Origin of the sequence: Rubrivirga marina (assembly GCF_002283365.1) — a bacterium.
GTDB classification, from domain to species: Bacteria; Bacteroidota; Rhodothermia; order Rhodothermales; family Rubricoccaceae; genus Rubrivirga; species Rubrivirga marina.
Window position 1 is genome coordinate 4,263,885 of the sequence record NZ_MQWD01000001.1, and the last position, 12,491, is coordinate 4,276,375.

Consider the following 12,491-nt stretch of genomic DNA (forward strand, 5'->3'; position numbering starts at 1 on the left):
GCGATGCCGGCCAGGAGCATCACCACGAACCAGGGGGTCGATCCGAACTCGAGGGGGGCGTCTTGCATGGCGGCGGCGGGGCCCGTCAGGATAACCGCCGCCGGGCTGACGAATGCCCTGAACGCGGCGCGGGCTACTCGAAGTCCTCGACCCAGACGATGTCGCTGTCCGCGCGGTCGAGGCGGGAGAGCAAGAACCGCCGGCCGCCGGGGAAGACGCCGAGGCCGGAGTCCTCGGGCACGTCGGCGACGGCCGCCAGCCGCTCGGCGCGGCCGGTTCGGAGGTCGACGCGGGCCACGGAGCCCCGCCGCTCGTAGTCGCGGAGAAGCACGTAGACCTCGTCGCCCACGACGGTCCAGTTGGCCCAGTCGGCCGGCGAGAGGTTCACGTTGATCCGCTGGGCGCGCACGTCGCGGACCTCGCCGTCGACGACGGGCAGGCGCCAGAGGCCGCGTTGGTCGGGCCGGAGCACGAGGAGCCCGCCGTCGGGCGCCTCGGCCGCCGCCACGCCGCCGTGGACCGTCACCGGCTCGGCGTCGCCGCCGGCCGACGGCACGCGGTAGATCTGCCAGCGCTCGCCGCGGTTCGACGCGAAGTAGACCCAGTTCCCGTCCCGCGACCACGCCGGGGCCACGTCGTCGGCCGGATCGTCGGTGAGCGGGCGGACCTCGCCGTTCGGCAGGACCACGAACACGTCGGCGTTGCCCTCGGGGCGGGCCGAGACCGCCAGCCGGCGGCCGTCCGGGCCCCACCGCGGGCCACTCACGCGGACGCCGTCGAACGCCGTGAGCTTGTTCGCGCCCGACCCGTCGGGGCCGGTGACCCAGACCTCGTGGCTCCCCGAGCGCGTCGAGACGAACGCGACGCGCTGGCCGTCGGGCGAGACGGTCGGCTGTCGGTCGTCGCGGGTCGAGGGCACGAGCCCCTCCGCCTCGACGCCCACCCCGACCGACACGACCTGCGACCGGACCTGCTGGCGCGCGAAGGCAACGCCGCCGCGGCGCCCGACCGAGGGGCCAGCGATCTCGCCGCCGTCGGCGCCGAGGGCCACCCAGCGCGGGTCGCCGCCGGCCAACCCGACACGCCACAGCCCGGCCGCGCCCTCCCGGTTGGCCGCGTAGACGACCTCACTCCCGTCGGGCGTCCAGTCGAGCCCCGTCACGCCCTTCTGCTCGCGCGCCAGCCGCCGCACACGCCCGCCGCTGACCGTCACGACCGCCACGTCTTGCCGCCCGTCGAGCTCCGTCCGGACGAACGCGAGCTGTTGGCCGTCGGGCGAGAACGCCGGGTTGAGGTCGCCGGGGTACGTCGAGGCCGGCGACGTGAGACGCTGCGGCGGCGAGCCGTCGAGCGGCAGGAGGTGGAGGCTGAAGGCGCCCTGCCGGCCACGGCGGCCCGAGAAGGCGAGACGCGATCCGTCAGGGCTCCACACGAGGTCCGTGATGGCGAGGTCGCCGGACGCCACGAGCGTCTCCTCCGCCCCGCCGCCCGCGTCGACCACGTGCACGCCGCAGTCGCCGCCGATCCCGCAGCGGACGAACGCCACGCGCTCGCCGTCGGGACTCCAGGCCGGGCTGAGTTCGTCGGCCGGCTGCATCGTCAGGCGCGTCGGCGCGCCGCCAGCCGTCGGCTGGACGTAGATGTCGAACTGGGGGCCCTCGCCTGGGACGTTCGTTCCGCCGTCCCACGCGAAGGCCACGCGCTCACCGTCAGGCGAGAGGGCCGGGTCGCGCTCGTCGCCGGGCGTGCTGGTGACCGGCACGGCCGCAAGGGGCCGGACGCCGGCCACGCCCGCGCGGTAGGCGACGTACGCCCCCACGAGCGTCACGGCGGCCGCGATCAGCCCCCACACGAGGGCCACAGGCCGCGTCCGCTGCGGGAGGACCGGGCGGCGGACGTCGAGGCCGGTGATGGGCTCGTCCCGACCGACGATAAACGGGACGGCCCCGTCGCCGGTCGGCATCGTGGGCGAGGCCGCGAGGTCGAGGTCTACGTCGTGCTCGACGGGCGCGATGAGCGCGTAGCCTCGCTTGCGGAGCGTCTCGACGTACTTCGGGTTCCGGGCCTTGTCGCCGAGGGCCTTTCTCAGTTCCGAGATGCACCGCGCGAGCACGTCGTCGGTGACGACGGTCCCGGTCCAGACCTCGGCCATGAACTCGTCCTTCGTGACGGTCTCGCCGGGCCGGGCCGCCATCGCCGCGAGCACCTCCATCACCTTCGGCTCGACACGGCGCACGTCGTCCCCTCGCGTGAGCCGGTTGGCCATCGGCTCCGCGATCCAGGCGCCCACGCGGAACGGGGCGGTGAGGGTTGGCTGGTCGGCCGGCTGTGCCGGTTCCATGCGGTGACGTCGTAGAGGGTGCCAGGGATGCCGCCAGAGCCCGGACGATCGAGGGCGGAGGGCGGCCTCGTGTGCCCCAAACGGCCCGGCGCGCTCCGTGGTGCCCGGGTCGGTGGGGGCCCCCTTCACGATAGCGCTGGCGGTCGGCATACGCTACGGACGATCTCCCAAAACGCTCCCAAGCGGCCCCAGCAAGCCGTCTGGAGGGAATCCCTCAGACAACCCTCACGTCTCTCGCAGCCCGTCCCCAAGGTTTTCGGCCCCAGACTCCGCACCTTGGGGTCGTTCGCCACGGGGCCACCCACCACCCTCGGGCCTCGCGGCGAACACACCTGACTACGGCCGGAAGGGGATTCGTGAGCCACCCCGACCGGCCGAGGTCGCCTCCCATCACCATCGGGCGACCGTCCGGGCCGATCCCTGGCCCCCCAGCCCCCGCCCCGTGACGTCGTCGGGGCGGGGGCTCGTTGTGGGTGGGGGGCCCGTCGTCGGGTCCGCCCGCCTCGGCCCTTCCCTTCGACTTCGCTCAGGGCAGGCGGCTTCGCTCAGGAGAGCCGCCGAGGCGGGCGGGCTCAGTCGGCCTCGTAGACGGCCGCGCCGTCGAGGTAGGTCGCCACCACGTCTGTATCGAGGATCTCCTCCGGAGGGACCGTCATGAGGTCCTGCGAGAGCACGACGAAGTCGGCCCGCTTGCCGGGTTCGATGCTCCCGACCTCGTCCTCCATGAAGGCGGCGTAGGCGGCGTCGAGCGTGAACCCGCGGAGGGCCTCAGCGCGCGTCAAGACCTGGTTGCCGAACCACCCGCCGAGCGGCATCCCGTCGGCGTCCTGACGGGTGACGGCGGCGTAGAACCCGAGGAGCGGCGAGACGCGCTCGACGGGGAAGTCGCTGCCGAGCGCGAGGCGCGCCCCGCTGTCGCTCAGCCGGCGCCAGGCGTAGGCGCCCTTCAGACGCTCATCCCCGAGCCGGTCCCCGGCCCACGGCATGTCGCTGGTCGCGTGCGTGGGCTGGACGGAGGCGATGACGCCGAGCGCGACGAACCGCTCGAGGTCGTCGAGCGAGAGGATCTGGGCGTGCTCGATGCGGTGCCGGCCCGGCCCGCCGCCCGTCGCGTCGATGGCGGCGGCATAGGCGTCGAGGACCTGCCGGTTGGCCCGGTCGCCGATGGCGTGCGTGTTGACCTGGAGGCCGCACACCATGGCCGCGCGGACCGTCGCCTCGAGCGCGTCGTCGTCCTGGAACAGGAGGCCGCGGTTGCCGGGGTCGTCAGCGTAGTCGGCGAGGAGCGCGGCGCCGCGGCTGCCGAGGGCGCCGTCGGAGTAGACCTTGACCGAGCGGACCACGAGGCGGGGCTCGTCGATGCCGTCGGGGTTCCGGTCGCAGAACGGGGCGATGCCGGGCGGGGTGATCATGGCGTAGTTCCGGATCGGGAACCGGCCCTCGGCTGCGAACCGCTGGTAGAGCGGGAGGACCGCCAGCGGCACGCCGGCCTCGTGGACGCCGGTCAGCCCGGCCTCGGCCGTCGCGGCGAGCGCTCGCTCCAGCGCCTCGGCGTAATAGGCCTCGTCGGGCGCGGGAATGGCGTTCGCCACGAGCGCCTCCGCGGCGTCGACGAACACGCCGGTCGGCCGGCCCTGGTCGTCGCGGATCACGGCGCCGCCCTCGGGCGCCGCGGGCGCGGGCGCGTCGGGGTCGATGCCAGCAGCGCGGAGCGCGGCCGTGTTGGCCCAGCCGGCGTGCCCGTCGACGCGGCCGAGCCAGACGGGCCGGTCGGGGAACGCCGCGTCGAGGTCCTGGCGGGTCGGGAAGGCGCCGTCGCCGCCCCAGTCGTTCTGGTCCCACCCGCGGCCCATGATCCACGTGCCCTCGGGCACGTCCTCGGCGAAGGCGACGAGGCGCTCGACGACCTCGTCCGTCGAGGTGGTCCCGACAAGGTCGGCCTGGAGGAGCGCCTCGCCCAGCCCCATGAGGTGGGCGTGCGCGTCGATGAGGCCGGGGACGACGGTCCGCCCGCCGAGGTCGAGGCGGGGCCAGTCGGCGTGGGCCCCGGTCACGTCGGCCTCGGTGCCGACGGCGACGAACCGGCCGTCCTCGACGGCGAACGCCTCGGCCGTCGGCGTCGTCTCGTCGACGGTGTAGACCCGCGCGTTGACGGCGACGTAGCGGTCCTGGGCGGCGAGCGCGGGCACGAGGAGCAGGGCGAGGAAGAGCGATCGGAGCATTCGAGTCGGGAGGAAGAACGGACGGAAGGTGCCGCCGACTGGCGCCGCGCGCCACCCGAGGCGGCCGAAGTCGACAGGAAGTCCCCGGCTCACGCGTCGGGCGCGCGCTCGATCCACAGGGTCACGGGCCCGTCGTTGACGAGCGCGACCTCCATTTTGGCCCCGAACACGCCGGTCGCCACGGGCCCGTCGAGCCGCTCGGCGAGGGCGGCGGCGAACGCCTCGTACAGCGGCTCGGCGACCTCCGGACGGGCCGCACGGGCGTAGCTCGGACGCGTCCCCTTCCGCGCGTCGCCCGCGAGCGTGAACTGGCTCACGACGAGGGCCCCGCCGCCGACGTCCTGGAGCGACCGGTTCATGCGGCCGTCGTCGTCGGGGAAGATGCGGAGGCGCGCCACCTTGTCCGCCAGCCAGTCTTTCTCCGCCTCGGTGTCGCCGTCGACCACCCCGAGCAGGACCAAGAGGCCGCGCCGGACCTCCCCCACGGTCTCGCCGTCGACGTGGACGGAGGCGGAGGAGACGCGTTGGACGAGGGCGATCATGAGAAGCGGGAAGCGGGAAGCGGGAAGCGGGAAGCGGGAAGCGGGAAGATGCCCGCGTTCCTCACCCGCCGCCAGTGAGGCGGACGAGCCGTCCGTCCTCGCCCCGCCTGCTCATCCCTCGGGAGCGCCGACGCGACGTGTGAGTAGGAGCGGACCTCGGTTAGCTTCCAGCCCCCTCCCCTCTCGCCTTGGCCCGTCTGCTCCTCACCCTCGGCGTCGTCCTCGTGCTGGCGGCGGCGCTCGCTGCGGCCGTCGGCGTGTTGGCGTACGGGACCACGGCCCCACACGACGGGACCGTCGAGGTCGCGGGGCTGACGGCGCCCGCCACGATCGCGTGGGGCGACAGCGGGCGCGTGTGGATCGAGGGAGAGGACGAGGTCGCCCTCGCGGCCGGGCTCGGCTACGTGCACGCCGCCGACCACGGCTGGGCCGCCGCGCTGTGGCGCCAGGCCGCACAGGGGCGGCTGTCCGAATGGTTCGGCGCCGACGCCCGCGCGCTCGACCTCCACGCCCGCGCGCTCGGGTTCGGCGGGCTCGCCCGGCGGACCTACGACGCGCTCCCCGAGCCGGACCGGGCCGTCCTCGACGCCTACGCCCGCGGCGCCTCGGCCGCCTTCGCCCAGCCCGGCGTGGCGCAGGGCGACGCGTTCATCGTGGCCGACGTGGTCCCCGAAGCGTGGGCCCCGTGGGACGCGCTGGCCGTCGAGCGCCTCCACGCCTACCTCGCAGCGCCCGCCCCCTCCGCCGACTCGACGTGGCTCCGCGCCGCCCGCGCGGACACGGCCGTCGCTCGCTTCGTCGAGGCCGACTCCGCCTTCCGCGCCTTCCTCGGCGTGCCCGACGGCGGCTACGACCGGGCCTACACGCTCGCCGCCGACACGTCCGGCACCGGCCGCCAGCTCGTGCAGCAGGTCTCCGGGGGCGACTCCGCGCTCGGCCTCCTGGCCCCAGCCATTCTGAGAACGCCCGACCGCGAGACGCTCGCCCTCACGATCCCCGGCACGCTCGTCTCGCCGGGCGGGTGGAGCGGCGGGCTCGGCTGGGGGGTCCTCCTCGGCTCCGGCCTCCGCCTCGAGCCCTATGGCGGGCCGAAGCCGCCGCCCGTCTACAGCCGGATCGTCGAGCGCGACGGCGACGAGACGCTCCTCGAGGTGGCCCGCGACACGACTGGCCTCGTCCTCCGCGCAGGCCGGGACGGCGCGCGGCCCGACACGACGGCAGCCGCGGCGTCCGACAGCCTCGGCCGCGGGTGGCGCGTCCGGTGGAGGGGCTTCCGCCTCGGGACCGACCTCGGGGCGTTCCGCGCGCTCCGCGCCGGCCGCGTGCCGGCTTCGTTCACGCTCCTCGATGGTGCTGGCCTCGTCGCCACGCGCGCCGAGGTGCGGGTCCTCGGCTCGCCGCTCGCGTTCGCCGCCAACGGGACCACGCTCGTCGCGCAGGACTCGCTCGCCCGGTACGCCGCGGAGGTCCTCGCCGCGGCGCCGCGCGGGGCGCCCCCACCGCCCGACTCGCTCGTCTCCGACTCGACACTCCGGCCCATCACGCCCGCCGACCGAGAGGTCACGAGCGCGTGGGCCCGGGATCGGCTCCGCGGCCTCATCGCTGGCCTCGGCGCCCGCGACTCGCTCGACGACGTGCTCCAGGCGCCGTACGCCTACCTCAACGGATGGGACGGCGCCTACCGCGCCGACGGCATCGCCCCGTCTCTGTTCGAGTGGTGGCTCGAGGCCCACCGCGACTTTACCGGGCATCTCCCCGACCCCGCCGACTCGCTCGACGCCGCCCTGCTGCCCTCGACCCTCCGCATCGCGCGCGCCGAGCTCCGCGACCGCTACGGCCCCCTCCCGACCGACTGGCGGTGGGGTCGGATCCAGGGCGGCCCCCAGTTCCCCGTCCTCGGGACTCGGCGCTCGGCCGCGGCCCGGCGGTTCCGCAACGGCTACGGCGCGCCCGGGGGGCACCCGACCTCCCTCCTACCCGGCCCCTCCATCGTCTTCCCCGACGCCCGTCCGGGCCGCGCCGTGTGGACCGTGCGGACCGACCTCCGGACGGGCGCGATGACGCTCCGACCTCCCACCTTCCGTCCGTTCGCGGCCTCCGGCGTCGACCTCGACGCCGGCCCGGACGGTCCCGTGATTACCCTCGCCCCGTCGGACCCGATGCCGGCGGAGTGGCTCACCCTCGCCCCCCCATCGTAGTGTCCGATCTGTTGTTCGTGGGCGTGGATGCCGGAGGGACCAAGACGGCCGCGCTTGCGATGGCCGGCGACTGCTCGTGCCGGCTGGAGGGCCCGGCCGCGCAGGCCCTCCGCGACGGCCCCGAGGCGGCCGCGGCCGTCGTCGCCGCCCTCCTCTCCGACGCGCAGGGGCAGCTCGGCGGCGTCCCGTTCGGAGGCGTGGCCGTCGGGCTCGCCGGCGCCGGCCGCGACTCCGTCCGCGGCGCCGTCTCCTCCGCACTCGCCCCGCACCTGGACGGCGCCCCATTCACCGTGACGCACGACGCCGACATCGCCTACCACGCCGCCTGGGGCGACGGCAGCGGCGCGCTCCTGCTCGTCGGGACGGGCTCGCTCGTGTTCGCCCGGACCGAGGACGGCGAGACGGTCCGCGCCGGCGGCTGGGGCACGGTCCTGGGCGACGACGGGAGCGGGGCCGCACTCGGCCGGGCCGCGCTCCGGGTCCTCCTCGCCGCGCTCGACGGCGGCCCCCCCTCGACGCTCCCCGAGATCGCCGCGGAGCGGTTCGACCTGACGACGGCCGACGACGTGATGGCCGCGGTCTACACAGAGCGCCGACCGCTCGCCTCGTTCTGCCCGCTCCTGCTGGCCGCCGTCGAGGCCGGCGACTGGACCGCCGAGGCCGCGCTCCATGCCGAGGTCAACGGCCTCGCCAAGCAGGCCGGCTGGCTCGCCACGCGGACCGGCGACGGCCTCCGCCAGCGGCTAGCCTACGCGGGCGGGCTGTCGGGGGAGCCTGTGTACCGGGCCGCGCTGGAGGCCGCGCTCGACCGCCACCTCCCGGGCTGGGACGTCTCGCGCTGCGAGGCCGAGCCCGTCGAGGGCGCCCTCGCCATGGCCCGCGCGCTCGCCGGCTGACCCCGCCCGCCTCGGCGCCGAGGCGGGGCCTCCTACGCTGGCCTCCCCTCCTACGCCGGCCACAGGATGCCGCTCACGAGATGCTGTCGGGCGGGTACTCGTCCGGGTCGAAGTCCGGCTCGGGGTACTGCGGGTCGATGGACTCCAGGGTGTCGAGGAGGATCTCGCTCACGACGAGGTCGCGGTACCAGCGCGTCTCGGCGGGGACCACGTACCACGGCGCGTCCTCGGTCGACGTCTGCTCGATGGCGACCTCGAAGGCGTCCATGTAGTCGTCCCAGAGCTTCCGCTCGTCGAGGTCGCCGGGGTTGAACTTCCAGTGCTTGTCGGGCCGGCGGAGGCGGCGGCGGAAGCGCTCGAGCTGGTAGTCCTTCGAGATGTTCAGCATCACCTTGACCACGCGGGTCCCGGCGTCGGCGAGGAGCGCCTCGAAATTGCGGATGTGCTCGTAGCGCCGCTCGATGACGTCGGCCTCGGCCCACCCGTGGACGCGGACGATCAGCACGTCCTCGTAGTGCGACCGGTTGAACACGCGGATCATCCCCTTCTCCGGCGCCTTCTTGTGGACGCGCCACAGGAAGTCGTGCCGGAGCTCCTCCTCCGTCGGCGCCTTGAACGACGCGACGCGGACGCCCTGCGGGTTCATCGGCCCGAACACGCTCTCCGTGGTCGAGTCCTTGCCCCCGGCGTCCATGGCCTGAAACACGAACAGGACGGACTGCTCGCGCTCGGCGTAGAGCGCCTCCTGGAGGTCGCGCGCCCGGTCGATGTTGTCGTCGAGCTGGTCCTCGGCCTCGTCTTCGGTCAACCCGCCGTCGTCGTCGGTGGCGCGTTCCCCGAGGCGGACGGGGACGCCGGGCGCGATGCGGTAGCGGTCGAGGTCGAGGGGCATGGAACCGAGGGGTTGGAGGACTGGACACGGGCGGAGGTTGGGACCAGCGGTCTGCCGATTCCCCCTCCAGATTCCCGCACGGAGCGTGCTAGCGGCCGAACAGCTTCCCGAGGACGGCCTTGCCGGCCTGCTGCATCACGTCGTCCTGGATGCTCCCGTCGCCGTCCTTGTCGAGGAAGCCCGACAGCGCGCCGAGGACGCCCGACGGCGCGGCCTGTCGGGCGCGCGTGGCGTCTTCGCCGAGGATGCCCGAGAGGCCCGCCCCGTCGAGGTCGGCCTGGCGCTTCCGCTTGCCGAGCGCGGCCATGACGATCGGCGCCAGGAGAGGGAGGAGCTTGGCGACCTGCGCCATGTCGAGCCCGGAGGCCTTCGCGACGCCCTGCTCGACATGCGGGCTGCGGGCGCTGCCCGCCGAGGATGTGGCCGAGGATGCCCCCGCCGTCGGCCTGCTTGCCGGTGAGCTGGCCGCCGAGGAAACCGCCGAGGTGGTCGAGCAGGGACCCGTCGTGGTCGCGGTCGAGCGCGCCCGCGAGGGCCTGCGCGCCGTCCGTCGAGTTGGTGTTCCGGTTGAGCGCCGTGAGGATCGCCGGGAGCGCGGCCGAGACGGCCGTCTGCGTCTGCTGCGGGCTCGCGCCGATGGCGCCGGCCAGCTGACCGATGTTGTCGCCGCCGATCGAGTCGGCGAGGAGGTCGAGGATGCTGTTCATAGGTCGGGGACGGAGGGGTCGGAGCATACCGCCCCCGGCGGGAACGGGTCCTCGGTGCGTCGGGGTCGACCCGGCCCGCCTCGGCGCCGAGGCGGGCGGGGCCGCGCGCTCTTCGTCACCCGGAGCGGCTTCTACTCGACCAGCGCCACCGGCATCCAACCGCGGAGGGCGTTCGAGAGGAACACGGCGTCGGCGGCGCGGAGGTCACCCGGCGTCAGCCGCCTCTCGCCCGCCTCGGCGCGCGTGTCGAGGACGTGCGCCCGCATGACGCCGCCCAGGCCGCCGGCGTCGAGCGGCGGCGTCCAGAGGCGGCCGTCGATCTCCGCCCACACGTTCGTCCGCGTCCCCTCCGTGACCTCGCCCCTGCCGTTGATGAGGACCGCCTCGTCGGCGGCGCGCGCGACGGCGCGGTCGTGGCGCGCGCGGTAGGCGGCGCGTTCCGTCGTCTTGTGGGCCGTCCGCCACGTGCCCGCGTCCCCGAAGGGCTCGGGGTCGATCCACGCCGTCCGGAACGGCGCGTCCGCGAGCGGCCAGGACTCGACCCGGACATCGCCCTCCTCCCCCAACGTCAGCCGGACGCCCCGAACGCCTCCCCCAGCGGCCTCCGCCTCGACGCGTTCGCGGACCGCGTCGAGGTCGGCCCGGTAGCCGAGGGTGACGGCGCTCGCCCCGAGGCGGGCGAGGTGGCGGTCGAGGAGCGCGATCCGCCCGCCCTCCGCCCGCATCGTCTCGAGGAGCCGCGGCGCGCTCATCCGGCCAGGTCGGTCAAGACGCGCGCCTTCAAGAGACACTCGGCGTACTCCGCATCGAGGTCGCTGTCCCACACGATCCCGCTGCCCACGTCGTAGCGCCCGACGCCGTCGGCGACGACGGCCGTGCGGATGGCGACGTTGAACGCGGCCTCGCTCAGCCCCGAGGCCCCGCCCGGCGCGGCGTAGCCGATGGCCCCGCAGTAGACCCCACGCGGGCCGACCTCCAGGTCGCGGATGATCCGCATGGCGCGGAGCTTCGGGGCGCCCGTGATCGACCCGCACGGGAAGAGCGCGCGGAGCACGTCGCCGAGGCCGACGTCGGGCCGGAGTGCTGCCGTGACGGTCGACGTCATCTGCGTGACCGTCTCGTAGCGCTCGGCCTCGAAGAGCGCCGGCACGCGGACGCTACCCGGCGCGGAGACCCGCGCGAGATCGTTCCGGAGGAGGTCCACGATCATCAGGTTCTCGGCGCGGTCCTTCGGGCTGGCCCGGAGCGCCTCGGCGAGCGCGTCGTCGTGGCTGGGCGAGCCGCCCCGAGGCGCCGTCCCCTTCATCGGCCGCGCCCGGATCGTCCGCCCGCCCCCCTCGGGGTCGACCCGGAAGAACAGCTCCGGTGAGACCGACGCGACGGCAGCTCCCCCCGCCTCGGCCTCGAGGCGGACGAAGGCGCCGTAGGCGACCGACTGGCGGCGACGGAGCGCGCCGAAGAGCGCCAGCGGGTCGCCGTCGAGCCCGAAGCGGAACGGCGCCGTCAGGTTGATCTGGTACACGTCGCCGGCCCGGATGTGAGCGCGGATGGCCGCCACACGTCCGCCGTACGCCGCCTCGTCGAGCGCGAACGTCGGGCGCTCGACCCGGACGGGTCCGGCCTCCGCCAGCGCGGCGTCGACGGCCTCAGCCGGGACGTCCGTCGGCGCGTCGTACACGCCGAACCACGCGAGCGGGACGGCCGGATCCAGCGGCGGGTCGCGGACGTGGTCGGGCTCGATCGCGTAGCCCGCCTCGTAGCTCAGGACCCCGGCGACGTGATGGCCCTCGCCGAGGGCACGATCGAGGGCGTCGAGGAGCGGGCCGACCTCGTCGAGCGTGCGCGCCGCCAGCGCGCAGCGCGGCGACGTGAACAGCCATGCGCCCCGCCGGCCGGTGTCGGCGTCGGGACGCGGGGCGTCGAGGAGGACGGTGCCGGGGCGGCGGAGGGCGGCGGCGAGCACGGGGTGTAGAGCCCGCCGGGCCGTCCTTCGTTCCGCAACATGGTCGTTGGCTCTCGCCGCCTCGACGTCGAGGCGGGCCGACTCGCCCCGGGCCGCCCGCCGTCTATCGGTTCATCTGGGTGTCCGTGTCCTCCGGGCCCAGGTCGACGCCCGTGAGGTTCGCGAGGGCCGGGCCGAGCGCCGTGCGGAACTCGTGGGCCCGCATCCGCTCCATCACGTCGCCGCGGCCGGCGCAGTAGCCGAGGAGCGCGTGCGGGCGCTGCATGTGCTGGAGCCCCTCCCGCACAACCCACGTGTGCCACGGCCGGAGGTCCCGGTCGAACGGCCCGATGAGCCGCGCGTAGAGCCGGTTCGCCGCGCGCTCGACGTCGTCCTCCGACGTCAGCTCGCCCATCTCGAGGAGCCGCTGGAGCCCGCCCCAGATGTAGCCCGCGAGGAAGTCGTGCTGCCCGTCCGTCAGCGCCAGGCCCGACTCGGGGCCGGTGTAGCCGAGGTCCGCCAGCGGCGTGCGGATGCAGGCCTCGACGTGGGCGACGGCCTCACGGATCATGGCCTCGACGTAGGCGGGGGACTTGGAGGGACGAGACATGGGCAGCCAGGGTGGGAGTGTGCGTAGTGCGGCCTCCGTTGCAACCGCCGTTACCACGTGCCCGCGGCTCCCTTCACCCCCCCCGCGATGTTACGACAGCGTGCCATCCGCGAGGACAGGAGCTCCCCGCCCGATTGGCAC

The 12,491-nt window shown here is 74.9% G+C and carries 10 protein-coding genes and 1 pseudogene; 2 read left to right on the forward strand and 9 right to left on the reverse strand.

Annotation, left to right across the window (positions count from 1 at the left end):
• Positions 1-133 precede the first annotated feature (133 nt).
• The 3 genes from BSZ37_RS18285 to dtd all read right to left on the reverse strand — a co-directional run bounded on the left by BSZ37_RS18285 (position 134) and on the right by dtd (position 5,105).
• Positions 134-2,341 carry a winged helix-turn-helix domain-containing protein gene (locus BSZ37_RS18285; RefSeq protein WP_179299750.1) on the reverse strand — a complete coding sequence of 736 codons (2,208 nt, stop codon included), beginning with the start codon at positions 2,339-2,341 and terminating at the stop codon, positions 134-136.
• A gap of 572 nt (positions 2,342-2,913) precedes the next feature.
• Positions 2,914-4,563 carry an amidohydrolase gene (locus tag BSZ37_RS18290; RefSeq protein WP_095511937.1) on the reverse strand — a complete coding sequence of 550 codons (1,650 nt, stop codon included), beginning with the start codon at positions 4,561-4,563 and terminating at the stop codon, positions 2,914-2,916.
• A gap of 89 nt (positions 4,564-4,652) precedes the next feature.
• Entirely contained in the window at positions 4,653-5,105 is a 453-nt protein-coding gene (dtd, locus tag BSZ37_RS18295; protein ID WP_095511938.1) for a D-aminoacyl-tRNA deacylase, read from the reverse strand.
• 188 nt (positions 5,106-5,293) lie between these two features.
• Between dtd and BSZ37_RS18300 the strand changes: the two genes are divergently transcribed.
• Together BSZ37_RS18300 and BSZ37_RS21640 are read left to right on the forward strand one after the other, a co-directional pair.
• The gene (locus BSZ37_RS18300; RefSeq protein ID WP_095511939.1) at positions 5,294-7,303 is read left to right on the forward strand and encodes a penicillin acylase family protein; all 2,010 of its coding nucleotides are present in this window, start codon (positions 5,294-5,296) and stop codon (positions 7,301-7,303) included.
• Complete coding sequence (locus BSZ37_RS21640) at positions 7,303-8,199, forward strand: BadF/BadG/BcrA/BcrD ATPase family protein (protein ID WP_143537728.1); 897 nt, start codon at positions 7,303-7,305, stop codon at positions 8,197-8,199. The genes BSZ37_RS18300 and BSZ37_RS21640 overlap by 1 nt, the downstream gene beginning before the upstream one ends.
• A 73-nt stretch (positions 8,200-8,272) precedes the next feature.
• Here the strand turns inward: BSZ37_RS21640 and BSZ37_RS18310 are convergent, their stop codons facing one another.
• The 6 genes and pseudogenes from BSZ37_RS18310 to BSZ37_RS18325 all read right to left on the reverse strand — a co-directional run bounded on the left by BSZ37_RS18310 (position 8,273) and on the right by BSZ37_RS18325 (position 12,350).
• On the reverse strand, positions 8,273-9,091 hold the full coding sequence (locus BSZ37_RS18310) for a polyphosphate kinase 2 family protein (RefSeq protein ID WP_095511940.1): 819 nt from the start codon (positions 9,089-9,091) through the stop codon (positions 8,273-8,275).
• Positions 9,092-9,179: 88 nt separating this feature from the next.
• A complete protein-coding gene (locus tag BSZ37_RS22420) occupies positions 9,180-9,443 on the reverse strand; it encodes a DUF937 domain-containing protein (protein ID WP_218830556.1) in 264 nt (87 codons plus the stop codon).
• Positions 9,444-9,462: 19 nt separating this feature from the next.
• Positions 9,463-9,825: pseudogene (locus BSZ37_RS22895) on the reverse strand (DUF937 domain-containing protein); the annotation flags it as partial.
• A 104-nt stretch (positions 9,826-9,929) separates the two neighbouring features.
• Positions 9,930-10,550 carry an aminotransferase class IV gene (locus BSZ37_RS22425; protein WP_218830557.1) on the reverse strand — a complete coding sequence of 207 codons (621 nt, stop codon included), beginning with the start codon at positions 10,548-10,550 and terminating at the stop codon, positions 9,930-9,932.
• Complete coding sequence (pabB, locus tag BSZ37_RS18320) at positions 10,547-11,761, reverse strand: aminodeoxychorismate synthase component I (RefSeq protein WP_218830558.1); 1,215 nt, start codon at positions 11,759-11,761, stop codon at positions 10,547-10,549. Before pabB ends, BSZ37_RS22425 begins: the two co-directional genes overlap by 4 nt.
• Before the next feature lie 103 nt (positions 11,762-11,864).
• Positions 11,865-12,350 (reverse strand): hypothetical protein, encoded by a 486-nt coding sequence (locus tag BSZ37_RS18325; protein WP_143537729.1) that lies wholly within the window; start codon positions 12,348-12,350, stop codon positions 11,865-11,867.
• Positions 12,351-12,491: the final 141 nt, after the last annotated feature.

Bases quoted from the DNA above. Each gene is read 5' to 3' on its own strand.
- BSZ37_RS18310 (WP_095511940.1), bottom strand. From the start codon at position 9,091: ATGCCCCTCGACCTCGACCGCTACCGCATCGCGCCCGGCGTCCCCGTC.
- BSZ37_RS22420 (WP_218830556.1), bottom strand. From the start codon at position 9,443: ATGGCGCAGGTCGCCAAGCTCCTCCCTCTCCTGGCGCCGATCGTCATG.
- BSZ37_RS22425 (WP_218830557.1), bottom strand. From the start codon at position 10,550: ATGAGCGCGCCGCGGCTCCTCGAGACGATGCGGGCGGAGGGCGGGCGG.
- dtd (WP_095511938.1), bottom strand. From the start codon at position 5,105: ATGATCGCCCTCGTCCAACGCGTCTCCTCCGCCTCCGTCCACGTCGAC.
- BSZ37_RS18290 (WP_095511937.1), bottom strand. From the start codon at position 4,563: ATGCTCCGATCGCTCTTCCTCGCCCTGCTCCTCGTGCCCGCGCTCGCC.
- BSZ37_RS18285 (WP_179299750.1), bottom strand. From the start codon at position 2,341: ATGGAACCGGCACAGCCGGCCGACCAGCCAACCCTCACCGCCCCGTTC.
- BSZ37_RS18325 (WP_143537729.1), bottom strand. From the start codon at position 12,350: ATGTCTCGTCCCTCCAAGTCCCCCGCCTACGTCGAGGCCATGATCCGT.